Origin of the sequence: Paraburkholderia sp. NPDC080076, from assembly GCF_050281145.1 — a bacterium.
Lineage (GTDB): Bacteria > Pseudomonadota > Gammaproteobacteria > Burkholderiales > Burkholderiaceae > Paraburkholderia.
Genome location: NZ_JBNNWQ010000004.1, coordinates 766,993 through 792,211, shown reverse-complemented (window position 1 = coordinate 792,211; position 25,219 = coordinate 766,993). Strand labels below are relative to the sequence as shown.

General features: G+C 64.3%; 21 protein-coding genes. 5 read left to right on the top strand and 16 right to left on the bottom strand.

Translation table 11 applies throughout. The features are described from left to right. Nucleotides 1-29: 29 nt before the first annotated feature. Complete coding sequence (locus ACQKRQ_RS20665; protein ID WP_427479067.1) at nucleotides 30-1,472, bottom strand: NYN domain-containing protein; 1,443 nt, start codon at nucleotides 1,470-1,472, stop codon at nucleotides 30-32. A gap of 244 nt (nucleotides 1,473-1,716) precedes the next feature. Next, a complete protein-coding gene (clpP, locus tag ACQKRQ_RS20660) occupies nucleotides 1,717-2,364 on the bottom strand; it encodes an ATP-dependent Clp endopeptidase proteolytic subunit ClpP (RefSeq protein ID WP_132373364.1) in 648 nt (215 codons plus the stop codon). 300 nt (nucleotides 2,365-2,664) lie between these two features. Here clpP and ACQKRQ_RS20655 point away from each other — a divergent pair, with 300 nt between their 5' ends. Next, nucleotides 2,665-3,651: a sigma-70 family RNA polymerase sigma factor gene (locus tag ACQKRQ_RS20655; protein WP_427479064.1), complete on the top strand. Its 987-nt coding sequence runs from the start codon at nucleotides 2,665-2,667 to the stop codon at nucleotides 3,649-3,651. On the opposite strand, the gene ACQKRQ_RS20650 is transcribed toward ACQKRQ_RS20655, so the two are convergent. The 3 genes from ACQKRQ_RS20650 to ACQKRQ_RS20640 all read right to left on the bottom strand — a co-directional run bounded on the left by ACQKRQ_RS20650 (nucleotide 3,607) and on the right by ACQKRQ_RS20640 (nucleotide 8,087). After that, complete coding sequence (locus ACQKRQ_RS20650; RefSeq protein WP_132373366.1) at nucleotides 3,607-4,881, bottom strand: EAL domain-containing protein; 1,275 nt, start codon at nucleotides 4,879-4,881, stop codon at nucleotides 3,607-3,609. The genes ACQKRQ_RS20655 and ACQKRQ_RS20650 overlap by 45 nt on opposite strands. A 251-nt stretch (nucleotides 4,882-5,132) precedes the next feature. Next, nucleotides 5,133-6,590: a multidrug transporter subunit MdtD gene (gene mdtD / locus ACQKRQ_RS20645; protein ID WP_427479062.1), complete on the bottom strand. Its 1,458-nt coding sequence runs from the start codon at nucleotides 6,588-6,590 to the stop codon at nucleotides 5,133-5,135. Between the two features lie 78 nt (nucleotides 6,591-6,668). Then, entirely contained in the window at nucleotides 6,669-8,087 is a 1,419-nt protein-coding gene (locus ACQKRQ_RS20640) for a PLP-dependent aminotransferase family protein (protein ID WP_427479060.1), read from the bottom strand. A gap of 190 nt (nucleotides 8,088-8,277) precedes the next feature. Here ACQKRQ_RS20640 and ACQKRQ_RS20635 point away from each other — a divergent pair, with 190 nt between their 5' ends. Continuing rightward, on the top strand, nucleotides 8,278-8,583 hold the full coding sequence (locus tag ACQKRQ_RS20635) for a DUF2917 domain-containing protein (RefSeq protein WP_427479059.1): 306 nt from the start codon (nucleotides 8,278-8,280) through the stop codon (nucleotides 8,581-8,583). A gap of 36 nt (nucleotides 8,584-8,619) precedes the next feature. Here the strand turns inward: ACQKRQ_RS20635 and ACQKRQ_RS20630 are convergent, their stop codons facing one another. Further along, on the bottom strand, nucleotides 8,620-9,861 hold the full coding sequence (locus ACQKRQ_RS20630) for a citrate/2-methylcitrate synthase (protein ID WP_408179813.1): 1,242 nt from the start codon (nucleotides 9,859-9,861) through the stop codon (nucleotides 8,620-8,622). Nucleotides 9,862-9,986: 125 nt separating this feature from the next. On the opposite strand from ACQKRQ_RS20630, the gene ACQKRQ_RS20625 reads away from it, so the two are divergent. Next, the gene (locus ACQKRQ_RS20625; protein WP_427479056.1) at nucleotides 9,987-11,378 is read left to right on the top strand and encodes a CoA transferase; all 1,392 of its coding nucleotides are present in this window, start codon (nucleotides 9,987-9,989) and stop codon (nucleotides 11,376-11,378) included. A gap of 88 nt (nucleotides 11,379-11,466) precedes the next feature. On the opposite strand, the gene ACQKRQ_RS20620 is transcribed toward ACQKRQ_RS20625, so the two are convergent. Then, nucleotides 11,467-12,213, bottom strand: coding sequence for a GntR family transcriptional regulator (locus ACQKRQ_RS20620; RefSeq protein ID WP_012434145.1), 747 nt, complete (start codon nucleotides 12,211-12,213; stop codon nucleotides 11,467-11,469). Between the two features lie 190 nt (nucleotides 12,214-12,403). Here ACQKRQ_RS20620 and ACQKRQ_RS20615 point away from each other — a divergent pair, with 190 nt between their 5' ends. Further along, complete coding sequence (locus tag ACQKRQ_RS20615; RefSeq protein WP_427479054.1) at nucleotides 12,404-13,249, top strand: aldo/keto reductase; 846 nt, start codon at nucleotides 12,404-12,406, stop codon at nucleotides 13,247-13,249. Between the two features lie 27 nt (nucleotides 13,250-13,276). On the opposite strand, the gene ACQKRQ_RS20610 is transcribed toward ACQKRQ_RS20615, so the two are convergent. Beyond that, a complete protein-coding gene (locus ACQKRQ_RS20610; RefSeq protein ID WP_408286788.1) occupies nucleotides 13,277-13,768 on the bottom strand; it encodes a hypothetical protein in 492 nt (163 codons plus the stop codon). A 328-nt stretch (nucleotides 13,769-14,096) separates the two neighbouring features. On the opposite strand from ACQKRQ_RS20610, the gene ACQKRQ_RS20605 reads away from it, so the two are divergent. Beyond that, on the top strand, nucleotides 14,097-14,351 hold the full coding sequence (locus tag ACQKRQ_RS20605) for a hypothetical protein (RefSeq protein WP_427479052.1): 255 nt from the start codon (nucleotides 14,097-14,099) through the stop codon (nucleotides 14,349-14,351). A gap of 61 nt (nucleotides 14,352-14,412) precedes the next feature. Here the strand turns inward: ACQKRQ_RS20605 and ACQKRQ_RS20600 are convergent, their stop codons facing one another. From ACQKRQ_RS20600 to ACQKRQ_RS20565, 8 genes are all read right to left on the bottom strand, one after another. Continuing rightward, nucleotides 14,413-16,596 carry an ABC transporter ATP-binding protein gene (locus ACQKRQ_RS20600; protein ID WP_427479050.1) on the bottom strand — a complete coding sequence of 728 codons (2,184 nt, stop codon included), beginning with the start codon at nucleotides 16,594-16,596 and terminating at the stop codon, nucleotides 14,413-14,415. Continuing rightward, entirely contained in the window at nucleotides 16,593-17,459 is an 867-nt protein-coding gene (locus ACQKRQ_RS20595) for an ABC transporter permease (RefSeq protein ID WP_427479048.1), read from the bottom strand. The genes ACQKRQ_RS20600 and ACQKRQ_RS20595 overlap by 4 nt, the downstream gene beginning before the upstream one ends. Further along, on the bottom strand, nucleotides 17,456-18,466 hold the full coding sequence (locus tag ACQKRQ_RS20590; protein ID WP_427479046.1) for an ABC transporter permease: 1,011 nt from the start codon (nucleotides 18,464-18,466) through the stop codon (nucleotides 17,456-17,458). The genes ACQKRQ_RS20595 and ACQKRQ_RS20590 overlap by 4 nt, the downstream gene beginning before the upstream one ends. Before the next feature lie 25 nt (nucleotides 18,467-18,491). Then, the gene (locus tag ACQKRQ_RS20585) at nucleotides 18,492-20,156 is read right to left on the bottom strand and encodes an ABC transporter substrate-binding protein (protein ID WP_427479044.1); all 1,665 of its coding nucleotides are present in this window, start codon (nucleotides 20,154-20,156) and stop codon (nucleotides 18,492-18,494) included. 316 nt (nucleotides 20,157-20,472) lie between these two features. Then, nucleotides 20,473-21,492 carry a HoxN/HupN/NixA family nickel/cobalt transporter gene (locus ACQKRQ_RS20580; RefSeq protein ID WP_427479276.1) on the bottom strand — a complete coding sequence of 340 codons (1,020 nt, stop codon included), beginning with the start codon at nucleotides 21,490-21,492 and terminating at the stop codon, nucleotides 20,473-20,475. A gap of 18 nt (nucleotides 21,493-21,510) precedes the next feature. After that, entirely contained in the window at nucleotides 21,511-22,026 is a 516-nt protein-coding gene (locus ACQKRQ_RS20575) for a cupin domain-containing protein (RefSeq protein WP_408179804.1), read from the bottom strand. Nucleotides 22,027-22,203: 177 nt separating this feature from the next. Continuing rightward, entirely contained in the window at nucleotides 22,204-24,309 is a 2,106-nt protein-coding gene (gene fusA / locus ACQKRQ_RS20570) for an elongation factor G (protein WP_132373380.1), read from the bottom strand. Nucleotides 24,310-24,637: 328 nt separating this feature from the next. Continuing rightward, a complete protein-coding gene (locus tag ACQKRQ_RS20565) occupies nucleotides 24,638-25,144 on the bottom strand; it encodes a DUF192 domain-containing protein (RefSeq protein ID WP_132373381.1) in 507 nt (168 codons plus the stop codon). Nucleotides 25,145-25,219: the final 75 nt, after the last annotated feature.

Below are 25,219 nucleotides of genomic sequence, written 5' to 3'. Positions count from 1 at the left end.
CGGCTACACACCGCGCCAGATATCACGGCTCACTCCGCGTCGCTCGTAGCGGCCGTCTTACGCGGACGACGACTGCGCGACGCCGTCTTACGTGCGGCCTTTTTTACCGGCGCAGGCGCTTCTTCCGCTGTGACAGAAGCGGCCGGCGCTTCAGCGGGCGCTGCGATCTCCGGAATATCGTCGATGCTTCGCGGCGCAGCTTTCTTTGCTCGCTTCGCAGCCGTCTTGCGCGGCGCGCGTTCGCTGCGGCGCTTGGGTTGCTTGCCGCTCGTCTCTCGCTCGTCTGCTTCTGCCGACCTCTCCGAGCCGCCGGATTCTTCAGCGTTCGCGGCTTCAGCCTCCGCGAAAGGCGCTTCCGGCAGTTCAAAAGCGAACTCGGCATTTTCCGGAGCTTGCTCGCGCACACCGTCCGCTTGAGCCTGAGCGCCACCGCCATGTTCGACGGTCGTACGCTCTTCGTACACGGTCTCCTGTTGGCTGCGTCCTGCTTTGCGATTGCCTCGTCCTCGACGGCGCGACTCGTGTTTGCCGCCCGACTCGGCGATCACCGTTTCGGCGACCTGCGCCTCATACAACTGTTCCGCCGACTCCACGATTTCCACGGGCTCGCCCGCGTTGTCGCCGGCCACGTTCGCGGCGGTGCTTCGATACACATACGCGCCCGACTTCTCGTCGCGGCCGAACTCGAGCAGCCCGCGAGCATGAGCTTCTTCGAGCAGATTGCCGAAAGCGCGAAAGCCGTAGTACGTTTCGTTGAAATCCGGCTTGCGGCGCTTGATCGCGTTCTTCAGCACCGACGCCCAGATCTTGCCGCTATCGCCGCGTTCGGACGCAAGCGCGTCGAACGTTTGCACCGCGATTTCGACCGCCTTGGTGCGGCGTTTCTCGAGGTCTTCCTTGTTGCGGGTCTTGTCCTCGTCGGGCGCGCGTTTGGCCGCCGGCTGGGCGGACTGTTGCGGGCGCGACGACTCGCGCTTGGCGACCGTGCGCTGACTCTCCCGCACGAGGTCGTCGTAAAAGAAGAACTCGTCGCAGTTCGCGATCAGCAGATCGGACGTGGATTGCTGCACGCCGACGCCGATCACCTGCTTGGCGTTCTCACGCAGCTTCGACACCAGCGGCGAAAAATCCGAGTCGCCGCTGATGATCACAAACGTATTGACGTGCGATTTCGTGTAGCAGAGGTCGAGCGCGTCGACCACGAGCCGGATGTCGGCGGAATTCTTGCCCGATTGGCGCACGTGCGGAATTTCGATCAATTCGAAATTGGCCTCGTGCATCGCGCCTTTGAAGCTCTTGTAGCGGTCCCAGTCGCAATATGCTTTCTTCACGACAATGCTGCCCTTGAGCAGCAGACGTTCGAGCACCAGCTTGATATCGAACTTGTCGTACTTCGCGTCACGCACGCCGAGCGCGACGTTTTCGAAGTCGCAGAATAGCGCCATGCTGACAGTTTCGTTGGATGACGCCATGTATATCTCCATTGAAGCGATCGTCGAATTGGACGAATCGCGACCATGATAGCGATTCCAGCGGAGGTGATCAGCTTTTGTGTTCCGGGCGCACCGATACGGGCGGCGAAAACCCGCGACAGCGCGCGCTTTCTATGACGTTCTCCAGGGCTCTTGCAGGCATGCCGACGCTGTGCCTAAACAGTCTCAGGGTCACAGCCCTACGGCGTTGGTTCGCAGTGGATTGACTACGCGGGCCCCCGTGCTACCTATCCTGGTGATACGGCGCGACATTCAGCGCCGCGCGTGTTTCAAGCACTTCATCGACGAGACCGTACGTTTTCGCGGCCTGCGCCGACATGAAGTTGTCGCGGTCGGTGTCGCGGGCGATTTCCTCGATGCTGCGCCCGGTGCGCTCGGCCGTTATCGCATTCAGGCGCTCTCGAAGATAGAGCACTTCCTTCGCCTGAATCTCGACGTCCGCCGCCGTGCCCTGGCTGCCGCCCGACGGCTGATGGATCATGATGCGCGCGTTCGGCAAGGCATACCGTTTGCCGCGTTGACCGGCTGTCAGCAGAAAGGTGCCCATGCTCGCGGCGAAGCCGGTGCACAAGGTCGATACCTCCGGTTTGATGAATTGCATGGTGTCGTAGATCGCGAGGCCGTCGTACACCGAACCGCCCGGCGAATTGATGTAAAAAGAAATATCCTTGTCGGGATTCTCGGACTCCAGAAACAGCAACTGCGCGACAATCACACTGGCCGATTGCTCGTTGACGGGCCCGACCAGAAACACGATGCGCTCGCGCAGCAAGCGCGAATAGATATCGTAGGCGCGCTCGCCGCGGCCGGACTGTTCGATCACGGTGGGCACGAGGCCAAGGCCGGTGATGGTTGGATAGCTGGACTGCATATTGACCTCGCGTATGCGGTCTGGGTGACCGCGGTTTGTGCGGAGCGTGTGGCTTCATGGCGCGAAGCCTCCAGGCTGCGCCTTAGCCGATCCGTAACCTGCGCATTCCTTGCGCTGGTTGTTGTCCCTATGACGACGGGACACAGGGCGCCGTGACAGAAATATTTTTTTGCGGACCTGTCACATCGCTCGATGCCCAGCCGTCAAGACCAAAAGAATCAGGATGTCGGCGCGCGCCCGGATCATTTCGCAGGCAGGGCGCCGCGCGCCTTTCAACACGCACGATCTGGAGGTCCACGTATGACAGAACAAGGAATCGACAAGGCATCCAGCTTCGAGGCCGTGCGCGCCCGCCTGCTCGCGCTGGCGTACCGGATGCTCGGCAGCCGCGCCGAAGCGGAAGACGTGGTGCAGGACGTCGGATTGAAATGGCACCTCGCGGACACGCAGGAGGTGCAGCTACCTGTCGCCTGGCTCACCACGATCACCACGCGCGTGGCGATCGACCGGCTGCGGCGTGTGCAGCGCGAACGCGCGTCGCAGGCCGCCGGCTGGTTGCCGGAGCTGTGGCTCGATGAGGTGGCGCCATCGGCCGAAGAACTGGCCTTGCGCGCGGCGGAGATGTCCTATGGCGTGATGCTGCTGCTCGAGCGTCTGAAACCGGACGAACGGGCAGCGTTCGTACTGCACGAAGCCTTTGATTGTGACTACGCCGAGATCGCGGCCATTCTCGAGCGAACGCCGGCGGCCTGCCGGCAGATCGTCCATCGGGCCAAGGCGCGTCTGCAACGCGCGGGTGCACCGGTGGAGCCCGCCGATCCCGCAGCGCATGCGCGGATCGTCGAGCGCTTGCGCACGGCGTTGGAGGCGCAAGATCGAGTCGGCTTGTTGCGGCTCTTTAGTGATGCGCCGGAAGTCGTCAGCGACGCGCCTGTGTGCGCGCCGGTGAGCACATCTGAACCGGCGGTGGCAGGGTGGATGGATACGGTAACGTCGCTCGTCGAACACGCGAGCAATGCCGAGACGGTATCGGTGGCGGGCACATTGTGTATTGCGTTGATCTTCGAGGGCGATGTCGTCGGAGTACTCGACGTGTCCACAAACAGCCTGGAGGATGGTTCCACGAAGATCGTCGCGCTGCGCGTGGTGACCAGCGCGGCGCGTCTGCGAGCCGCCAACCGCATGCTGGGCCGCGCGGCAGTCTCGCAACTGCTCGCACGGATCCAGCAGAGCGCCATGAGTTCAGTTGCGGTGGGCTGCGACTTCCCAGTTGATGTCCACGCATAGCACCTGCGTGCCCGTCGGCGTGTGCGCGGCGATCGAGGCGGTCACGCACAGATGCGCTTCGTTGATGGACAGATAAGGCGGGGTGAGATGCACGTGGCCGGGCGTGCGCATCGCCTGGATGAAGTATGGCCGGCGCTCCCAGCTTGCGCCTTCGGAATGCAGCAGCGGACGGAAACGCTTGGCGCGTTGCGACGCGCGCCCCGGCGGGAGCACGTTGTCGCCGATCTGCCGGCCCGACCCGTCGAGCACGAAGCAGCGTGCCGTCTCGCCGAGCATCAGAAGCGGCGCAGTGGCTTGCGCGACCGACTCGCCGGCCACCAGTTGCGCGGCGGCCGTCTCAAGCGCCGTGACATACGGTGCGAGCCGTGCCGATTGTGCGTGTTCGCGCGCGGTGACCCGTTCGCGCAGCGCCGCGGATAGCGAGTCCATCAAACCGGCCGCCGCTTGCGGCTTGACCGGTTCGACGCTCGGGCCCGCGAAGAACGCGCCTTGCACGAAGTCCACGTTGCATTCGAGCGCGATCAGCGCGTCGCGTTCGGTGCTCAGGCCGCCCATCAGCACCAGTTGGCCGGATTCGTGCAGCAGCGAGACGAGGCCCGGCAGCACGCGTTCAATGTGCGAATGTTCGCTGGCTTGCGCGAGAATGCAGCGGTCGAGCGTGACGATGTCCGGCCGCAGATTCCACACGCGGTCAATGTTCGAATGCTTCGCACCGAAGCCGTCGAGCGCGATCAGGAAGCCGGATTTGCGCAGCGCGTCGACGATTTCGGCAAAGCGCGTGGTTTCGCCGCCCGCCTGTTCGGACACTTCGAGCACCACGCGCTGCGGCGGCAGGCCGAGCGCCTTGAGGCCTGCGAGCAGCGCGTCGCCGTAACTGGTGTCCATCAGCGCGGCGGGGTGCAGGCTCAGGAAGAGCCATTCGTCGTGACTGTCGAACGCGTTGAAGTTGCCCAGATGCAGCGATTCGGCGAGCCGCCCGAGTTCGAGCAGGTCGCCGCGTCGTGCGGCTTGCGTGAAAACCTCGTGGGACGGCACTTGCAGCGCGTGTTCGTCATGGGCGCGCAGCGACGCGTGATAACCGATCGCGCGCCGGTGCGACACGGAGAAAACCGGCTGGAACACGCTGAAAACAGTGTAGCCGCCGTACAGAACGGTGCGCCGGGAGCCTTCGTCGCCGGCCATCGGGCGCGGTGGCTGGAAGCCGGGAGGATCGAGTTCGATCATGCTCATCATGTCAGTCGTGTGGAGGTGGCTGCGCGCCTGCATGCTCGACACAAGTTCGCACGCGCAAGATGTGAGTTTACAGGATTGGCGAGCAAGAACTATGCGCGTGCGGAAACACAGCACGCATGCCCAGTTGCCACACTCAGATTAGACGATTGTGCGCCAGCACGGGTGCGAAGGCGACGGTTCGCACTTCGCTGGTGCGGCCCGCGCCCCGTTGCGGGTCGGTGGCGGGCGCGCAGCCGGGTAGACCCGCATCAGGTCCGTTCGGAAGGATCGGTCTTTTTCGCGGGCGTGCGGATGTCCGGCGACAGTTGCGCAAAGATCCACGACGAGCCTGCCGTGATGATGCCGACACACAGGAACGTCGCGTGGAACGCGGGCAGCGAATTGGCGGCCGTCACGCGCGGCAGCAGGCCGGTGAAGGTCGCGAGCAGGGCGCCGGCCACCGTCACGCCGAGACTCATCGACAGCATCTGGACTAGCGAAAACAGGCTGTTGCCGCTGCTCGCGCCGCCGGTGCCCAGGTCCTTGAGCGTCAACGTGTTCATCGCGGTGAACTGGATCGAGTTGACGCCGCCGAAGAACGCCAGTTGCACGAGCCGCAGCCACAGCGGCTGGTTCGCGGTAGTGAGCGCGAAGCTTGCCATGGTCAAGCCGACCAGCACCGTGTTGATGATCAGCACGCGCCGATAGCTGTGCTTGATGATCAGGCTCGTCACCAGGCGTTTGGACGCCATGCCCGCAGCCGCCACCGGCAGCATCATCATGCCGGCTTCAAACGCGCTATAGCCGAGGCTCACCTGCAATAGCAGAGGGATCAGATAGGGCATCGCGCCGCTGCCGATCCGCGCGAACAGATTGCCGAGCAGGCCGACGCTGAAAGTGTGGATCTTGAAGAGATCCAGCGAGAAAATCGGCGAGGGCTCGCGCACGGCGTGCAAGCCGTAGGCGACAAAGCAGGCGAGGCTGAGGATCAGCAGCACCAGCACCGTGGCGTGCTGAATGCCGAATTCGGTGCGGCCGTCGAGCGCGAACGAAATCGCCACCATGCCGACGATCAGCAGCAGATAGCCTTTCATGTCGAACTTGCCGACGTGTTCATTCCGGCTATCCGGCATGTAGATGAACGTGGCGATGCAACCGACGATTCCCACCGGCACGTTGATCAGAAAGATCCAGTGCCACGAGGCGATCTTCACGAGCCAGCCGCCGAGCGTGGGGCCGATTAGCGGGCCGATGAGACCCGGGATCGCCACGAACGAGAGCGCCGGCAAATAGCGTTCGGCCGGAAAGGTGCGCAACACGGCGAGCCGCCCGACCGGCAGCAGCATCGCCCCGCCCACGCCCTGCATGATGCGGAAGGCCACGAGCTGGTTCAAGGTATGCGCGTTTGCGCATAGTAACGAGGCGACGGCGAACACGAGGATCGCGCTGAAGAACACGCGTCGCGTGCCGAGCTTGTCGGCGAGCCAGCCGGACACCGGGATCATCACGGCCATCGTCAGTGAATAGGCGATCACCACCGATTGCATGCGCAGCGGCAACTCGCCGAGGCTCGTCGCCATCGCGGGAAGCGCGGTGTTGACGATGGTCGAGTCGAGGGTCTGCATGAAGAAGCCGGTGGCGACGACCCACAGCATCACGGTGAGCGAGCGGGGCGAAGGTGTACTGGACGTACCGGGCGTGGTGGCGGGCGGAGTCGGCGTGGACATGGAGGGCGGCTAGGCGCGCAGGGACGGGCTGGGACTCGCTATTCTAGGGAAAAGCGCGGGCCGGCGCTCATTCAGAACTCACTCCGACGCCGGCAACGCCGCGGCGGCGCGAAAGAACGCCTGCGCACGCGGGTCATTACCGAATGCGATGTGAATCCTGGTCCACGGGCTCACTTCCATATTCGGCCGGAAGTGATTGCCCGGCACGACGGTCACCCCCAGCGGCACGCCGCATTCCACCAGCCGTTCCGCATTGGCGACATGCGGCACGCGAGCCCACACGAATTTCCCGCCCACGGGCTTGTCGAAAATTTCCCAACCCGCGTCTTCGAGCGTCTGAATGGTGGAGCCGAGCGCATCGCGCATACGCCGACGCAGGCGCTCCAGGTACTTGCGATACGCGCCGCGCTCCAGCATCGCCACGGCGACCGCCTCGGCAAAACGCGAGCCGCCGATGCTCGTCAGCATCTTGATGTCGACCAGATCCTTGATGATCGCGTGGCTCGCGACCACACAGCCAATCCGCAGCGACGACGACAGCGTCTTCGACAGTCCGCCCACATAGATCACGTGTTCGAGCTGGTCGAGCGTGGCGAGCCGATCGGTGAGGTCGGTCTGGAAATCGGCGTAGATATCGTCTTCGATGATCGAGAAGCCGTGCTCACGCGCCAGTTGCAGCAGCCGGAAGGCAACCGGCGGCGCCACATTGGTGCCCGTCGGATTGTGGAACACGGTGTTGATGAACAGCAGCTTGGGCCGATGCGACTTCAACTGCTCCTGCATCACATCCAGATCGGGACCGTTGCGTGTGCGCGGAATGCCGACCAGTTTCACGCCGTGCAGCTTCAGCAGACCGTGGAGGTTGTAGTAACCGGGGTCTTCGACAAAGATCGTGTCGCCTGCCTTGAGCATGTAACGCATCAACAGGTCGAGCGCCTGGCTTGCGCCGTTGGTGATGAGGATCTGCGACGTGTCAGCCTGAATCCCCAACTGGCCGATGCGGCTTTGCAGATGCTCGCGCAACGTCAGGTTGCCGAGCGGGGTGGCGTAATCGACCATGCTCGCGAGATCGGTGCGCGACACGTGGCGGATTGCCTGCGCGATGCTGTCCGTGTCGCGCCACGCTTCAGGGATGAAGCCGCTACCGAGCTTGAGCGTTTCGCCCGGATGGTTGAACTGCTGCAGGAGATGGTCCGACTCGTCCTCGGCGCGGCGGGGATCCGAGGAGCCCTGGCAGTGCGTGCCCGCCGGCTGGCGGTCGGCGACATAGAAGCCGGAGCCGTGGCGCGAGTCGACGTAGCCGAGCGACACCAGCCGGTCGTAAGCCTCGATCACCGGAAAGCGGCTCACGCCGTAGTCGGCGGCGAACTGGCGAATTGACGGCAGCTTTGAACCGGGGTGCGCGATGCGCGAGCGGATCCACGTCGTGACGCCGGTGACGATCTGCTCGGTCAGCGGCACGCCGTTGTGTCGATCGAGCTGGATTTCGAGTTTCATGAGGATCTACCTTCACCGAATCGCAGGCCGGATGCGCTCGAACTCGGCGCTAAACAACATGCTGCCCGCGCCAACTGTCCGGTTTTTCGACTGAACAGTTCCGATGGAAGTGTTCGGAACTGTGCATGGGTATCCGATCATCGCACGTCAATAATCGGTACAACAGAAAAGTTCTTTGAAGGAGAGCGCGATGCGTGAAGTCCGGATTTTCGAATTGGAACATGGCGAGCCCGCGACGGCCTGGCGTGTCGCGCGTCCGTCGATCTTCAAGGTGATCTCGGGTGAGATCTGGCTGACTATCGCAGGCGACAGCGAGGATCACTGGCTCGCTACCGGCGAGTCGATCGAACTGCCGCGCCGCGCAGTGGCGTGGATCAGCGCGGGGCAGGCCGGCGCGCGCTTTGCGCTGGCAAGCGGCTCCGAGCGCACCGCAACGAAGCCGATGCTGGGTCCGCCGGTCTTGAACTGGCTGCCGCGCTGGCTCGGCGCGGCCTGACGATTCGTCGAGCGAATCAGCCGGGTTTGCGGCGCCTCAGTCCGGCCCGGCAGCCTCATATTCCCCGATGTAACGCGCGCGCGGCCGGATCAAGCGGCCGTCGCGCGTCTGTTCCATGGCGTGCGCAATCCAGCCGACCACTCGGCCGACTGCGAACAGCGTGAAGGCGGCGCCAGCCGGCAACGCCAGCACTCGCTCGATGGCGGCGAGCGCGAAATCCACCGTCGGTTCCGCGCCGGTCGTGTCGCGCACCGTGCGCACCAGTCCCAACACTTCAGGCAACGGCGAACGCGCCGGCGCGCAGTCGGCGAGCATGGCCAACAACAGCCGCGCCCTCGGGTCCCCGTCCGGATAAAGCTGGTGACCGAAGCCCGACAGCACTGGTCCATGCGCGCCGTGTTCGACGCGGGCGAGACGGTTCGCCAGATAGCGGTCGAGATCCGGCGCGCGCGACGCTTCTTCGAGCAGCGCGGCGATGCGCACCGTTTCGCCGCCATGCCGCGGTCCCGACAAGGCGGCGAGACCGCCCGCCACCGCGCCGAACAGGTGCGTCCCCGTCGACGTGATGCAGCGCACCGTGAAGGTCGACGCATTCAATTCATGATCCGCGCAGGCCACCAGCGCCGCGCGCAGCAAGCCGGCCTGCTGGCGGTTACGCACATGCCACGCTAAAGCCAGTTGCCGATGCAGCGGTTCGTTCGACGGCGCGGCCGAGATCATCGCGGCGGCCAGCAGGCGCATGACGGCGCAGGCCGTATCGAGTTGCGCATCGCGGCCGAGCGCCCACACCCGCGGCATTTGCGCCGCGGCGGCCGGCAACAGCACGAGCGCGCGATCGAGCGGCGTGCTGTCGCCCCAGAGCTTGAGCCACGCGGCCCACTGGGCGGTGGCGAACGGCACGGCCGGCGCATCGGTAATACGCCTTGTGCTGCATTCCCACAGCAGCGCCGCGATGTCCTCGAGCGACGCGCTTTGCGCCAGTTCGATCGCATCGTGCCCGCGATACAGCAGGCGCCCATCGGCGACCAGCGTGATGGACGATTCGAGCACCGGCACGCCCCAGTCCAACACCTTCTGCGCGACCTTGCCCGCGCGCTTGCCGTCTTCCTTGCGGCGCGCGAGGCGTCGCACTTCGCCAGCATCGTAGAGACGATGCTTGCCCTGCGCATCCGGCGACGAACTCAGCATGCCGCGGCTCACATACGCGTAGAGCGTGGGCAAGCTGATGCCCAGTGTCGCGGCGGCTTCAGCGGCGGTCAGGGAGTTTGAAGTCGGCATGGGTCGGCATGGAAAAGTGCGGAAACCGAAGAAATCAATATATATTGATTATCATAATCAAGATTGATTGCGGCGGGGCGAAATTCTAGACTCGGTTCACTTCTTCCTGCTTCGCTAGGGACGACATGACACCTGAACTCGCTCTCAAACATATCTGGACGCTCGCCGGGTGCGATCCGACGGCGCTGCATTCCGTGACGCTGACCGGCGCCGATCCGGGCTTGCCGTCGGTCTACCGGGTCGGCAGCCTGGCCTCGGCGAGCATCGCCGCGACCGGCCTTGCGGCGGCCGAATACCACCGTTTGCGCACCGGACGCAGGCAGCATGTGACGGTGGAAATGCGGCGCGCGCTGGCGTCGTTTCGCAGCGAGCGCTACTTGCGTGTCGACGACGGACCGCCGCCCGCCTTGCGCGATCCGGTGACGGGTTTCTACGAGACGCGCGACGGCCGCTGGATTCAACTGCACACGAACTTCGCGCATCATCTCCAGGGCGTATTGCAGGTGCTCGACTGCGAGAACGATCCTGCGGCCGTGGCCGCCGCAATTCGCGATTGGGACGGCGCGCGGCTCGACCAGACGCTCGCCGACGCCGGCCTCTGCGCGGCGTTGATTCGCACGCCCGACGAGTGGGCCGCGCTCGATCAGGCGAAAGCGATTGCGGGCTTGCCGCTCTTCGAGATCGAGTGCATTGGCGACGCGCCGGCCGAGCCGCCACGCAAGGGCGGCGTGGATCGGCCGCTGGCGGGCGTGCGGGTGCTGGACCTGTCGCGCATCATTGCCGGGCCGGTGGCCGGGCGGGCACTCGCGCAGCATGGCGCGGACGTGTTGATGATCAACGGGCCGCATCTGCCGAATATCGCGCCGCTGGTGATCGACAACGGGCGCGGCAAGCGTTCGGCTCTGGCCGATCTGCGCGACGCGGCGGGGCGCGAGGTTTTGCGCGGTCTCGCTGCCGACGCCGATGTATTTCTGCAGGCATATCGCCCGGGAGCACTGGCCGCGCGCGGTTTCGGTCCCGAGGAACTGGCGCGTGTGCGGCCTGGGATCGTCTATGTTTCGGTGTCCGCGTATGGGCACGAGGGACCGTGGGCTCGACGGCGCGGGTTCGATAGTCTCGTGCAGTCGGCGAGCGGGATTGCCTTTACTGAGCGGCAGGCGGCGGGATGGAACGAGCCCAAGCATTTGCCGTGTCAGGCGCTGGATCATGCGACCGGTTATCTGGCAGCTTTCGGCGCAATGGCCGCGTTGGCGCGGCGGGCTACAGAAGGCGGCAGCTGGCATGTGCGCGTCTCGCTCGCGCAAACGGGCCGGTGGCTGCAGTCGTTCGGGCAGATTCCCGAGGGCTGGAAAGCGCCTGACGTCACGCTCGAGGATGTGCGCGATTGCCTCGCTACCGTGGAGTCGGAGTTTGGACGCGTGCTGGGCGTGCAGCCGGCTGAGGCTTTAGAGGAGACGCCTGCGTATTTCGCGCTGCCGCCGACCCAAGTGGGCGCGCATCAGGCTAAGTGGGAGTGAGGACTTCAAGTAACCGCTGCCCGTGGCGAGGCGCGTGCCGATACACAACCGGCGCATGCCCCGCACACAGCGCAAAAGACCCGGCCACCTACTTCCTCAACTCCGCGACAAAGTCGTAGTAATCGTTGCGGCAGTACGTGTCGGTCAATTCGATCGCCCGCTGATCGGCGGTGTAGCCCACACGCGTGATCAACAGCAGCGCCTCGTTCGGCGCGATGCTCATCTGCTGCGCGATTTCCTCGCTCGCGTTCACCGCGCGGAAATGCTGCAACGCGCGGACAATCGTCAGTCCACGATTCTCCAGATACGTGTACAGCGAATCGCCGATCGCTTGAGGATCGGGAATCACCGCGGCGGGGAAGGTGGAGTTCTCAACCGCCATCACAATGCCGTCGGCCATCCGCAGGCGCCGCAACCGCGTCACCGCCGCTGCCGGCGACAAGCCGAGCTGAATCACTTCGTCGCGATTGGCCGGCAAAATTTCGCGCGAGAGCCACTTCGAACTCGGCGTAAAGCCTCGTCGCCGCAGCATTTCGCTAAAGCTCGACAGACGCGATAGCGGATCTTCGTAGCGTGGTGTGATGAAACTGCCCGCGCCCTGAGTGCGCCGAATCAAACCCTGCTCGACCAGCAAGGCAATCGCCTTGCGCGAAGTGATCCGCGATACGCCGAGCGCCTCGGAGAGCACACGCTCCGAGGGCAGTGCCTCGCCCGCGTTCCAGCGGTTCTCGTGGATGGCGGCGCCGAGTTTGCGAGCCAGTTGCAGATATAGCGGCGTGTCGTTTTCCGGGTCCGGGCGCAGGTCGCGCCAGCGGTCTTCCGAGGCAGAGGTCATGGAGCTCACGCAAGAAGGGCAAGCGGCAATTCTATGACATCGGCGCGTTGTGTTATAGCGGGCTTTTGCCTGGTGGCCGATCGAATGCCGATTGAACCGCTAAACTCGTCGCTATGATTTTCGTGGCATGCGGCGCGCATTCGTCTGCGCAGCGGCTTTGCCGACCATTGAGCCACTTCGAGGAGTCAGCATGACGAGCGACATCGCAAGCGTGAGCCTGCCCGACGGCGAACACATTCCGAAACTGGGTCAGGGCACCTGGGAGATGGGCGAAAAGCCGGCGCGGCGTGCCGCTGAAATCGACGCGCTGCGTTGCGGCATCGAACTCGGCATGACGTTGATCGATACGGCGGAAATGTACGGCGACGGCGCGACCGAAGCGCTGCTGGGCGACGCGCTCGCCGGCTTGCGCGACAAGGTGTTTCTGGTCAGCAAGGTGTATCCGCACAACGCCAGCCGCCGCGGCGTGATTGCGGCCTGCGAGCAGAGTCTCAAGCGTTTGAAGACCGATCAGCTCGATCTGTATCTGCTGCACTGGCGCGGCTCGGTGCCGCTCGCGGAAACGGTCGAGGGCTTCGAGGCATTGCGCCGGGCCGGCAAGATCCGCCATTGGGGCGTTAGTAATTTCGATACCGAGGACATGGAAGAACTCGTCGCCACGCCGGGCGGCGATGCCTGCGCAACGAATCAGATTCTCTACAACGTGGCGCGCCGCGGGCCGGAGTTCGATCTGCTGCCGTGGCTCGCCGCGCGCAAGATGCCGGGCATGGCGTACAGTCCGGTCGATCACGCGCGCCTGCCGAAGCGCTCGCCGCTCGACGATATCGCCGACGCGCGTGGCGTCTCGGTGTTCCAGGTGGCGCTCGCATGGGTGCTGCGCCAGCCCGGCGTGTTCGCGATTCCGAAGGCGGCGCGCGTCGAGCACGTGCGCGACAACCATCGCGCGTCGCAACTGCAACTCGGCGCGGACGAACTGACCGCTATCGACGCTTATTTCAAGCCGCCGCGCGGCAAGCGTCCGCTCGAAATGCTGTAAGCGTAGCGGGGCGCCGCGCGCGCCTCGTCAATTGCAGCCGTGGTGCATGTGCACGGAGCCGAGCACCGCGACTTCCGCGGGGGTGTGCTTGAGCGAATCTTCATTGACCTGGGCGGCGTCCGCGACGAATTCGTCGACGATCGACGACACCTGCGTATTGCGCAGGCACAGCGACACGCGCTGCGTTTCATTGGCCGGCAACGCGGTGCGCTGACTGAGGAACAGCACGCCGTACTGATAGCCGTGGATGATGCCGCGAATCGCGCCGACGCATTGGCCTTGCGCGACGTTGTCGTTCTTCCGCTTGCAGGTCTGAGCAAGCGAATACGCGGAGAAGGTGGGATCGACCGGCGGTGCGGCTTGCGACAATGTCGGTGAGAGCGGCTGAGCCGCTGGCGCTGTTTGCGTTGGTGTTTGCGCTGCCGTTTGCGCATGAGCGAGCGATGCGACGCTGAGCGCGGCGGCCATCAACAAGCTGGTGACCACGCGTGCCGCGGAGGGGGGAACGTTTCGTTGCATGTTGTGGTGCCCTCATATCGAACGTTGAATCTGATATGAGGCGATCGCTTCGGTTTGGTTCCGGTTACGCGCGCACGGGCGGCCGATCGTTCGAGTTATAGCCGACTGCGAGCGCTTCGGCGTACGCGGTTTGAGTGTGCGATCCGAATCTGCATCACCGCGGGTTATCGGCCCGCTTATGTGGATCGCTCAAACCAACCGGCCTCGGGCGGTGACGCTCGACCGGGGGATCGAGACATCACCGCCGATGCCGGCGGACAGCGAACGGTAAACCGGAACGTGACATTGGTGACGTTAGGGCGCGGGGGGCACCCTAACCAGAGACCGGGTGATTGCTAGTGCCCGTTCCCTCCACATTGCCACCACCGTTACCGCCGCCACCCTTGCCTCCGTGACCGCCGCCGAAGCCTCCGCCAAAGCCTCCGCCGAAACCGCCACCGAAGCCGCCGCCAAAACCACCACCATTACCGCCGCCGAAACCATCGCCAAAGCCACCGCCTTTACCGCCACCTGCGCCAGCGCCGCTGGAGCCTCCGCAACCGCAGCCGCCGCTTCCGCCGCCAGTGCTTCCACCGCCGCTTGAAAAAACACGGGAAAACGTTTCGGCGTTGAAACGCGAGGGCTCGATGCCGCGCTATGCCGTGTTATTCGTTACGGCCGGCGTTCTCGGGCGCGTTTTCCGAGCCTTTGTCAGGGACTTTGCCCGTGACTTTTCCAGCCTCACCGCGTGATGCGGTTTGCAGCGCGCGCAATTCGTCGACGGGGATGTGGCAGCGGATTCGATGCGCGGACGGCGTTGCGGCGTTGCCTTCGCCTGCATCGGCGAATGGCGGGTCTTGCTGTTCGCAGATCGCGCCGAGCTTGCGCGGGCAGCGCGTGTGGAACACGCAACCGGACGGCGGCGATGCCGCGCTCGGCAAATCGCCGGACAGGCGGATGCGGGTCGCGCCACCGTGACCATCGAGTGTCGGCACCGAGGACAGCAACGCTTCCGTATAAGGATGATGCGGTCCTTCGAACACGGCGGCGGCCGGTCCGATTTCCAGCAGCCGGCCCAGATACAGCACCGCGATGCGATCCGACAGATAGCGAACCACATGCAGGTCGTGCGAGATGAACACGTAACTGACGCCCCGCTCGCGCTGCAGATCGGCGAGCAGGTTCAGGATCGCGGCCTGCACGGAGACGTCGAGCGCGGAAGTCGGTTCGTCGCAGACCACCACGCGCGGCTCGCCGGCGAACGCGCGGGCAATCGCCACACGCTGTTTGAGCCCGCCGGACAGTTGCCGCGTGCGCGAGCCGAGATAGCGCTCCGGCAACCGCACGGCGGCCGTCAATGTGGCGAGCCGTTCGTCGATTGCCGGCCCACGCAGCGTGGTGAGGCGCGACAGCGCACGGCCGATCAGCCGCTTCACCGAATGCGCCCGATTGAGCGCCGAGTCCGGATTCTGAAAGACGATCTGCAGGGACTTGACCTGATCGTTGTTGCGCCGCGTGACGCGCGCGGCGAGCGGGGCGCCGTCGAGTTCGAGCACGCTGCCGGCATCCGGCGTGAGCAGGCCGAGCATCAGCTTGGCGAGCGTCGTCTTGCCGCTGCCCGATTCGCCGACAAGCCCGAGCGTCTCGCCGCTAGCGAGATCGATTGAGACATTGTCGACCGCGCGTAGCGGGGCACCGGACACGTGAAATGTCTTCGAGAGTTTTTCTGCGCGCAGCACGAGAGCAGGCGGCTTGCCGTCGATCGACGCGCCATTGCGCTCGGGCAACGCTTCCGCGCTCGCACGGGGTAATTCGATCGCGCGTTCGTGGTAATGGCAGCGCGACATCTGATCGCCGCGCGCGGCGCTCACGCGATACGGCGGCGGCGCTTCACGGCGGCAGCGATCGTCGGCGAGGCGGCAACGGTCCGCATAGATGCAGCCCTGCGTGACCGAACCCGGCAAGGGCAGACTGCCTGCAATCGTGTCGAGCCGCTCGCTGTCTTTGCTGCGCCCGGCCGCGGGCAAACAGCGCAACAGTCCGACCGTATAGGGATGGCGCGGCCGCGTGAAGACATCTTGCGTCGCGCCTTCCTCGACCAGTTTGCCCGCGTAAAGCACGCCGACGCGTTCGCACATCCGCCCGATCACCGCGAGGTTGTGGCTGATGAACAGCACCGCCGTGCCGAGTTCCTTGCGCAACTGCGCGACGAGGTCGAGCACTTCCGCTTCGACGGTAGCGTCGAGGCCGGTGGTCGGTTCGTCGAGAATCAGCAGCGCGGGGTTCGAGGCGAGCGCCATCGCGATCACCACGCGCTGTTGCATGCCGCCCGACAGTTGATGCGGATAGCTCTCCATCACCCGCTCGGGCGATGCGATGCGCACGCGCTGCAGCATCTCATGTGTGCGCCGCAACGCTTCATCGCGCGCGACACCGGCGGCTTCGAACGCCTCGGAGACCTGACGCGCGATCGTCAGCGACGGGTTCAGCGCGCGCCCCGGATCCTGATAGACCATCGAGATCGCATTCGCGCGCATGTTGCGCAACGCGTCGGCGTTGAGCTTCTGCACGTCCTCGCCGGCGATGATGATCTTGCCGGCCTTCACTTTGCCGTTACGCGGCAGATAGCGCAGCGCAGCCATCGCGACCGTCGACTTGCCGCAGCCGGACTCGCCGACGAGGCCGTACGCTTCGCCGCGCCGCACGCGAAACGAAATGTCCTGCAGCACTTCGCGATCGCGTCCGCGCATGCGGTACGTGACCGTCAGACCGACGACGGTCAGCGCGTCCGTGCGGTCGCTCTTCGAGACGTCGAAGGCGGGGAACGAGGAGGGCGGCGGGCCGTTCATCGGTCGAGCACGCCTTGCACGCTGTCGGCGATCAGATTCACGCCGACCACCAGGCTGGCAATCGCGCCGGCCGCGAATACGACGGTCCACCACGCGCCGCCCGCCATCAGCGTGTACGACTCGGACAGCGCGAGACCCCAGTCGGCCGACGGCGGTTGAATGCCGAAGCCGAGAAACGATAGCGTGGCGACCGCGAAGATCGCATAACCGAGCCGCACCGTCGCTTCGACGATGATGGGCGGCAGCACGTTCGGCAGGATCTCGGCGAACATGATGTAGGGCGCGCGTTCGCCGCGTAGCTGCGCCGCGGCGACATAGTCGAGATGCCGTTCGGCGAATACGGCGGCGCGCACGGTGCGCGCGGTGATGGGTGTGAACGTGATGCCGATCACGAGGATGACGGTGAAGTTCGACGCGCCGACCGCGGCAAGCGCGAGCAGCGCGACGATCACGAGCGGCAGCGCGAGCACGGCGTCGATCGCGCGTCCGACCACGTTGTCGACCCAGCCTTCGAAGTAGCCGACGACCAACCCCAAAGCGGTACCCGCTACCGTGCCGAGCAAAGTCGCGAGCGGCGCGATGGTGAGAATGTCGCGCGCGCCGACGATCACGCGCGAGAACACGTCGCGTCCGAGTTGGTCGGTGCCGAACCAATGCGTGCTGTCGGGCGGCGTTAGCGAGTTGAGTGGATCGGACGCGTACGGATCGATGCGTACGATCCACTGCCCGGCAATGGCACAGACGATCCACCACGTGACGATCACCACGCCGACCACGAAAGTGGGCGAGCGCAGCAGCACGCGCAACTGGTCGAAGCGCGGCTCGGCAGCAACACGTGGCGTCGGCGGAACGATAGTGCTCATTCAGCGCTCCTTACCCGCAGCCGCGGATTGAGCAGGACATGCAGCGCGTCGGCAACGAGGTTAGCGACCGTGTAGACCACGCCGATCGTGAGCACGCCCGCTTCGAGCATCGGAAAGTCCTTGGCTTTGGCGGCGTTGTAGATCAGCGAGCCGATGCCCTGATAGTGGAACAGCGTCTCGACCACCACGAGGCCGCCGATCATATAACCGAGTTGTGTGGCGGCGACCGTGATGGTGGGCAGCAACGCATTGCGCAACACGTGCCGCCAGATCACGATATGGCGCGGCAGGCCTTTGAGAATCGCGGTGCGCGTGTAGTCCGCATCGAGCGCTTCGACGGTGCCGGCGCGCGCCATTCTCGCGATATAGCCGAAGAACACCAGCACGAGCGGCAGCACCGGCAGCACCAGATGGCGCAACTGTTCGAGTGCGCTCGCTTCGGGCGGATACGACGCTTCGATCGGCAGCCAGCGCAGCCACACGCCAAACACGAGAATCAGCACGATCGACGAAACGAATTCCGGCACCACCGTCGCCGACAATCCGGCAATGCTGATCGTGCGATCGAGCCAGCGTCCCGCGTGCATGGCCGACCACACGCCGCCCGCAATGCCGAGCGGCACGACCACGATGAACGCCAGCAGGCCGAGCTTGGCGGAATGCGCGAGCGCCTCGGCGATAAACGGCCCGACCGGCTCGCGATACGCATAAGACAGCCCCATATCGCCGCGCACGAAATGCGAAATCCACTCGATGTATTGCGTCATGAGCGGCCGGTCCGCGCCGAGTTGATGATTGAGCGCGGCGACCGCGCGCGCATCGGCGAGCGGCCCGAGGACCGCGCGGCCGATATCGCCGGGCAGAAGCTGCCCGCCCGCGAACACGATCACCGAGAGCAGCCACAGTGTGATCAGCGACAAGCCGACGCGCGTCGCCAGAAACCGCACGACGCGGCCCGCATTGCCGTTCGGCGCAGAGGGAGCGGAAGGGGTCACCGTGGTCGACATCGTGCTCTCCTGCCGAAACGCCTGCTTACGCGCTCAACACCGCGCGGTCGAAATAGAGTTGCGCGAGCGCGGTGAAGCGCACGCCGTTCACACCCTTGCGCATGGCGATCAGTTGATCGTAGAAGAACGGAATGATGATGGGTGTCTCGTCGAGCAGCAGCGTCTGGATTTGCCCGGAGATTTTCTTCTGCGAGCCGAGATCGATGGCGGCGACGAATTGCGCGACCAGTTGATCGTATTGCGGATTTTTGAAGTGCGCGGCGTTCCACGTGCCGGTGCTGGTGAGCGGCGCATTCAGGAACACATTCGGCACACCGCGATGACCGTAGTCGGTGATGCCGAGCGGCGAATCCAGCCAATCCGATTTGCCCGGCGTGCCCGCTCCGTAATAGAGCGACTGGCTCTCCACCTTCAGATTGATGCGCACGCCGATGGCCTTCGCCGCGTTCTGCACGACCACCGCGAGATCGGGAATCTCCATGTATTTTTCGGTGGTCAGCGTCACGTCGAAGCCGTTCGGCACGCCCGCTTGCGCAAGCAGTTGCTTGGCCTTCGCGACGTCGATCTTGCGTTGCGGCACGCCCGCATCCGACGACGGAAACACGGGAGCGAACGGACTGTCGTTGCCGAGTTGCGCGCGCCCTTTGAAAAGGCCGCGCACCAGCACGTCGCGATCGAGCGACAACGCCAGCGCCTGGCGCACACGCTTGTCCTTGAACAACGGATTGTCGTTGCGCATGTGGATCTGCCGATGCGCGCTCGACTTCACACCCACGGCCTTGTAATCCGGATTGTTCAGAATGCCGGCGCCGCCCTGCACGGTGAAGGTGCCCATCACATCCGCCTGATGGCCTTGCAGCGCGAGTAACTGCGCCTGTTCGTCGGAGTAGAAGGAGAACTGTACGCGTTGTGGTAGCGCTTTGTCGCCCCAATAGTCGGGATTACGCACGAACGATGCGCCCACCTTAGCCTGATACTTTTCGAGCTTGAACGGACCCGTGCCGATGAAGCTCTTTTCATAACCGCCCGCATAGTTCGCGGGCAGGATCACGGCGTTGTAATTGTCCGAGGAAACGTAATAGGGGAAGTTGCCGTTCGGCGCATCCAGATGAAACGCGATCGTCTGGTCGTCCACCACCTTCGCGCCGCCTTTCGACAGCACGCCCTTGAGTACGGACAGCGCGGCCGAGCCGCTGGCCGGATCGGCGAGGCGGTCGAACGTGGCGGCCACGTCTTTGGCGGTGAACGGCTGGCCGTCGTGGAACTTGACGTTCGGACGCAGCTTGAAGGTCCACACGTCGCCCTTGTCGTTCGGCTTCCACGACAGGGCGAGCGCCGGCTTCAGCACGAGCTTTTCGCCGTCGTCGTCGATCAGGAATTCACCGGTCTGATTCAGCAGCGCAAGACTCGCGGCGTCCGTCACCGTGAGCGGATCGACCGCGCCCGCAGGCGTCAGGTGAGCCACGCGGATCGTCTGATTCGACGCGCCAGCGGTGCCTTGCGCGTGGGCTCGCGGCGCATTCAGCACGCCGCCGCCCACCAGCGACAAACCGATCACGCTGGCATAGCGCAGCAGATCGCGGCGCGTGATGCGGCCGGCGAGAAATTCGTCGATGGCGTGGTTGCCGTAGGCGTCGGCGGTGAGGCGGGCTGCGTCGAGTGCGAGAAATCGGTCCGCGGGAGTCTTCATCGATGGAGTGTCCAGTCCGTTCTGTTGCCGGTTCTGAAGGGCCGCGCCAGGTGCGCGCGACAGGGCGACGGTATTGCAATGACGAAAGTGACGAGGCGAAGCGGGTTCAGTGTAAGCGATTGCCCGTGGATTCGGAGCGCTTGCGCCGCTGCCGGGGTCCCGATTGGGGGCTAAAAGGGCTGGTGTGTATCGTCACCACAACGCTCTGTATGGCCGCGGCGCGAGGCATGCCCGGTACGCCGACCCCCGCAGCAGCGCAACGGCTAATGCCGCGAATGGAAAGCTTACCGATCGTGTCGCGCGGCCGGTGTTGGATTTACCGCGCGACTGCACCTGGGCGCCGCCAGCGATGGAACAGCACCGAGCCGATCCAGCACGCCATGAACATCGCGACGATGCCGTAACCCAGCACACCGAAGCGCTCGTTCATGCTGGCCACCGCATCCCACACGCCGCCGTTCAGACCGAGCTTGTCCGACAGCAGACCCAGCGCCTCGACGCCGCCGATCACGATCGCCACCACCGCCGAGACGAAGGTGATGCTCGCGTTGTAGTAGAGCTTGCGTTTCGGGTCGTCCATGGCCCAGCCGTAGGCGTGGACCATCAATACGTTGTCGGTCGAATCGACGAGTGTCATGCCGGCTGTGAAGAGCGCGGGGAACACGAGAATCGAATAAAGCGGCAGACCTTTGCCGGCTTCCGATGCGGCGATCGCCAGCAGGCCGATCTCGGTCGCGGTATCGAAGCCGAGGCCGAACAGCACGCCGACGGGGTACATGTGCCAGCTTTTCGTCACGAGCCTGAAGAGCGGCCGCAGCGCGCGCGACAGCAGACCGGCCGGCGCAATCGAGTCCGGCGTTTGCGCAGGCAATTCGCCGCTGCGTTGGACGTGCCGGTAACGGCGCCACACGTCGCGCAGAATCACGAGGTTGACGGCGGCGAGCACCAGCAGAAAGCTCGCCGACACCAACGTGCCGATCGTGCCGCCCACCGCCTTGAAGGTCTCGAAACGGCCGTGCAGCGAATGCGCGGTCCACGCGATGCCGATTGTCGCCAGAATCACGATCGTCGAATGCCCTAGCGAAAACGATAGCCCGACGCCGAGCGGACGCTTGCCGGTTTGCATGAGCTTGCGCGTGACAGCGTCGATCGCCGCGATGTGATCCGCGTCGACCGCGTGACGCAGGCCGAAGCCATAGGCGAGCAGCGCGGTGCCGAGCAGCAGCGGATAGTGGCGAAACGCGATCAGCGCCCACGCCCATGCGCCGAGATTGGCGGCGATCAGCACGGCGTACAGCGTGAAGAGGCGTGGGCGCAGGGAAGCGGTCGGCGTCATGAGTCGCGTGGGCAAGAGTTAGTGATCGTGCGGATGCTTGTGAATCGGATCGACCCAGAAGACCGTCTCGGGCTGTTCCACGGCGTCGATGTTCAGATTGACCACCACCGCTTCGTTGTCGCTGCGTACCAGCACGCATTCGAGCGGGTCGTCGGTGCTCGCGTTGATTTCCTGATGCGGCACATACGGCGGCACGAAGATGAAGTCGCCGGGGCCGGCTTCGGCGGTGAACTCCAGATGCTCGCCCCAGCGCATGCGCGCCTGGCCGCGTACCACGTAGATCACGCTTTCGAGCGCGCCATGATGATGCGCGCCGGTTTTCGCATTCGGATGGATCGTCACGGTGCCGGCCCAGATCTTCTGCGCGCCGACACGTGCGGCGTTGATCGCGGCCGCGCGATTCATGCCCGGCGTCTGCGCGGTGTTGCTATCGAGCTGATCGCCTTTGATGACTTTCACGCCGTGCTCGCGCCAATCGACCGGCGCAGCCGGCGGCACGTCTTTGTAATGCGGGTGTTCGTGATCCTGGCTCATGATGTGTCTCCTCGAGGGCGTGAATCCCGGCGTTCGGCACGGCGCCGTCTGGCATTTTTGCATGTTCAAAAACGTGCGTGTGAAGAAGCCCCGTGTGCGGCGCGGCGGACGAAAAAAAAGCCCGTCCACAGGGGACGGGCTTCGAGCCGTTGGCGTGTGCTGCCTTCGGCGTTGTGCTTACTTCTGCTTCGCGTTGATCACGGCTTCAGCGACGTTGTTCGGCGTTTCCGCGTAGTGCTTGAACTCCATCGTGTAGGTCGCGCGGCCCTGGGTCGCGGAACGCAGCGACGTGGAGTAACCGAACATTTCCGCGAGCGGCACTTCGGCGCGCACCAGCTTGCCGCCGCCGCCGGCGATGTCTTCCATGCCTTGCACCATGCCGCGACGGCTCGACAGATCGCCCATCACGTTGCCCATGAAGTCTTCCGGCGTTTCCACCTCGACGGCCATCATCGGTTCGAGCAGCACGGGCTTGGCTTTGCGCATCGCTTCCTTGAAGGCCATCGAGCCGGCCATGCGGAACGCGTTTTCGTTCGAGTCGACGTCGTGGTACGAACCGAAGGTCAGCGTCACCTTCACGTCGACCACCGGGTAGCCCGCCAGCACGCCGGCCTTCAGCGTTTCGACGATGCCCTTGTCGACTGCCGGAATGTATTCGCGCGGAATCACGCCGCCCTTGATCGCGTCGACGAACTCGTAACCCTTGCCTTGCGGCGCCGGCTCCAGCGTTATCACCGCGTGGCCGTACTGACCGCGGCCGCCCGACTGCTTGACGAACTTGCCTTCGACGTCTTCGACCTTGTTGCGCACCGTCTCGCGATACGCGACCTGCGGCTTGCCGACAGTCGCCTCGACGCCGAACTCGCGCTTCATGCGATCTACCAGAATTTCCAGGTGCAACTCGCCCATGCCCGAGATGATCGTCTGGCCGGATTCTTCATCCGTCTGCACGCGGAACGACGGATCTTCCTGGGCAAGACGGTTAAGCGCGATGCCCATCTTTTCCTGGTCGACCTTGGTCTTCGGCTCGACAGCCTGCGAGATCACCGGCTCCGGGAAGATCATGCGTTCGAGGATGATCACGTTGTTCGGATCGCACAGCGTGTCGCCCGTGGTCGCTTCTTTCAGGCCGACGGCCGCGGCAATGTCGCCCGCGTAGACTTCCTTGATTTCCTTGCGCTCGTTGGCGTGCATCTGCAAGATCCGGCCAAGGCGTTCCTTCTTTTCCTTGACGGCGTTGTAGACCGTGTCGCCCGAATTCACCACACCGGAATAGACGCGGAAGAAGATCAACTGGCCGACGAACGGGTCGGTCATGATCTTGAAGGCGAGCGCCGAGAACGGATCGGTGTCGCTCGGATGGCGCTCGATTTCCTTGTCGTATTCGTCGTGACCGGTAATGGCGGGCACGTCGACCGGCGAGGGCAGATAGTCGATCACCGCGTCGAGCATGGCTTGCACGCCCTTGTTCTTAAACGCGCTGCCGCACAGCATCGGCACGATTTCGTTGGCGATGCAGCGCGTGCGAATGCCGTACTTGATTTCCTCTTCGGTCAGGGTTTCGCCACCGAGGTATTTGTCGAGCAATTCCTCGTTCGCCTCTGCTGCGGCCTCGACCATCTTGTCGTGCCATTCCTTCGCGGTCGCCGCGAGTTCCGGCGGAATATCACGGTATTCGAACTTGATGCCCTGGTTCTCTTCGTCCCAGTAAATCGCCTTCATCTTGACCAGATCGACCACGCCCTGGAAATGATCTTCCGCGCCGACCGGAATCTGGATCGGCACCGCGTTGCCCTTCAGGCGATCGCCGATCTGCCGCTGCACGCGGAAGAAGTCCGCGCCCACGCGGTCCATCTTGTTGACGAACGCAATGCGCGGCACCTTGTACTTGTTCGCCTGGCGCCACACGGTTTCCGACTGCGGTTGCACGCCGCCGACCGAGTCGTACACCATGCACGCGCCGTCGAGCACGCGCATGGAGCGCTCCACTTCGATCGTGAAGTCGACGTGTCCGGGGGTGTCGATGATGTTGATCCGGTGTTCCGGATAGTTGCCGGCCATGCCCTTCCAGAAAGCGGTGGTAGCCGCCGACGTGATGGTGATGCCGCGCTCCTGCTCCTGTTCCATCCAGTCCATCGTTGCCGCACCGTCGTGAACCTCGCCGATCTTGTGGGTCACGCCGGTGTAGAACAGGATGCGTTCAGTGGTGGTGGTTTTGCCGGCATCGATGTGAGCGCTAATGCCGATATTCCGGTAGCGCTCGATGGGAGTCTTGCGGGGCACGTGAACCTCCTTGGAATGGCGCGCCTGAAACGCTTGCCGGGCGGCAGTCTGTGCTGCCCGGGGAGCCTGGATGCTGCTTTACTAAGATTACTAGGATAGCGCGTCGGCCCGTCTTTTGCAGGAATCTTGCCAGCCGGACGTGAACGCCTGCTGGCAAGGCTTCGGCTGCCGGCGCCGCGCGCTTCGATGTGGTGCCAGGCGAGGCGATCGTGCCCGCCCGCCGATGCCGCGGCGCGGAAAAGAAAAAAACCGGCGCCCTGGAACAAGGCACCGGCTCTCGGAAAGCGGTGGGACGAAGCGGCGGCGTTTTCGCGCGGCCGGCGCGGTTTTATTGCGCGGCCGGCAAGCCCTGGATCTTCATCCCCGGTTTGATGCCCTTCGACGTGAACCAGCCTTTGCTCATCTCCAACGCATACACGCCGTTGTTCTTCGGGCAGTGATTGTTGGTGGTTTCGGCCTGCATCTCGTCGATGTCGGTGACCGTGCCGTCGGCGCGCATGAACGCGATCGACAGCGGGATCAGCGTGTTCTTCATCCAGAAGCAATGCACGGCGTTTTCGCCGAAGACGAACAGCATGCCTTCGTTCGGCGCGAGACTCGTGCGATACATGAGGCCTTGCTCGCGGTCCGCGTCGTTCGCGGCGACGGCGGCGTCGATCACGAACATGCCCGCGGTCAGTTTCGCGCGCGGAAATTCGCTGGGCTGTTTGGCGCCGGCCGGCATCTGCTGCGCATGCGCGGGAGCAGCAGTGGTAGCGACAAACGACAACGCGGCGAGCGGCAGTGCAACGGCAACAGCGAAACGCGCAATCAACGAGCGCATGGGAAATCGCACGGCATGACTCCTTGCTGGAAATTAACCCGCGAATGTTACGCGAGCGCGTCAAAAACAAAAAGGCAGATCGCCTTG

Coding starts and splice junctions, on each gene's coding strand:
- ACQKRQ_RS20580 (WP_427479276.1), bottom strand. CDS start 21,492: ATGACGCCGACCGCTTCCCTGCGCCCACGCCTCTTCACGCTGTACGCC.
- ACQKRQ_RS20615 (WP_427479054.1), top strand. CDS start 12,404: ATGACGAGCGACATCGCAAGCGTGAGCCTGCCCGACGGCGAACACATT.
- ACQKRQ_RS20595 (WP_427479048.1), bottom strand. CDS start 17,459: ATGAGCACTATCGTTCCGCCGACGCCACGTGTTGCTGCCGAGCCGCGC.
- mdtD (WP_427479062.1), bottom strand. CDS start 6,590: ATGTCCACGCCGACTCCGCCCGCCACCACGCCCGGTACGTCCAGTACA.
- ACQKRQ_RS20630 (WP_408179813.1), bottom strand. CDS start 9,861: ATGCCGACTTCAAACTCCCTGACCGCCGCTGAAGCCGCCGCGACACTG.
- ACQKRQ_RS20655 (WP_427479064.1), top strand. CDS start 2,665: ATGACAGAACAAGGAATCGACAAGGCATCCAGCTTCGAGGCCGTGCGC.
- clpP (WP_132373364.1), bottom strand. CDS start 2,364: ATGCAGTCCAGCTATCCAACCATCACCGGCCTTGGCCTCGTGCCCACC.
- ACQKRQ_RS20585 (WP_427479044.1), bottom strand. CDS start 20,156: ATGAAGACTCCCGCGGACCGATTTCTCGCACTCGACGCAGCCCGCCTC.
- ACQKRQ_RS20575 (WP_408179804.1), bottom strand. CDS start 22,026: ATGAGCCAGGATCACGAACACCCGCATTACAAAGACGTGCCGCCGGCT.
- ACQKRQ_RS20650 (WP_132373366.1), bottom strand. CDS start 4,881: ATGAGCATGATCGAACTCGATCCTCCCGGCTTCCAGCCACCGCGCCCG.
- ACQKRQ_RS20635 (WP_427479059.1), top strand. CDS start 8,278: ATGCGTGAAGTCCGGATTTTCGAATTGGAACATGGCGAGCCCGCGACG.
- ACQKRQ_RS20600 (WP_427479050.1), bottom strand. CDS start 16,596: ATGAACGGCCCGCCGCCCTCCTCGTTCCCCGCCTTCGACGTCTCGAAG.
- ACQKRQ_RS20625 (WP_427479056.1), top strand. CDS start 9,987: ATGACACCTGAACTCGCTCTCAAACATATCTGGACGCTCGCCGGGTGC.
- ACQKRQ_RS20665 (WP_427479067.1), bottom strand. CDS start 1,472: ATGGCGTCATCCAACGAAACTGTCAGCATGGCGCTATTCTGCGACTTC.
- ACQKRQ_RS20610 (WP_408286788.1), bottom strand. CDS start 13,768: ATGCAACGAAACGTTCCCCCCTCCGCGGCACGCGTGGTCACCAGCTTG.
- ACQKRQ_RS20590 (WP_427479046.1), bottom strand. CDS start 18,466: ATGTCGACCACGGTGACCCCTTCCGCTCCCTCTGCGCCGAACGGCAAT.
- ACQKRQ_RS20620 (WP_012434145.1), bottom strand. CDS start 12,213: ATGACCTCTGCCTCGGAAGACCGCTGGCGCGACCTGCGCCCGGACCCG.
- ACQKRQ_RS20640 (WP_427479060.1), bottom strand. CDS start 8,087: ATGAAACTCGAAATCCAGCTCGATCGACACAACGGCGTGCCGCTGACC.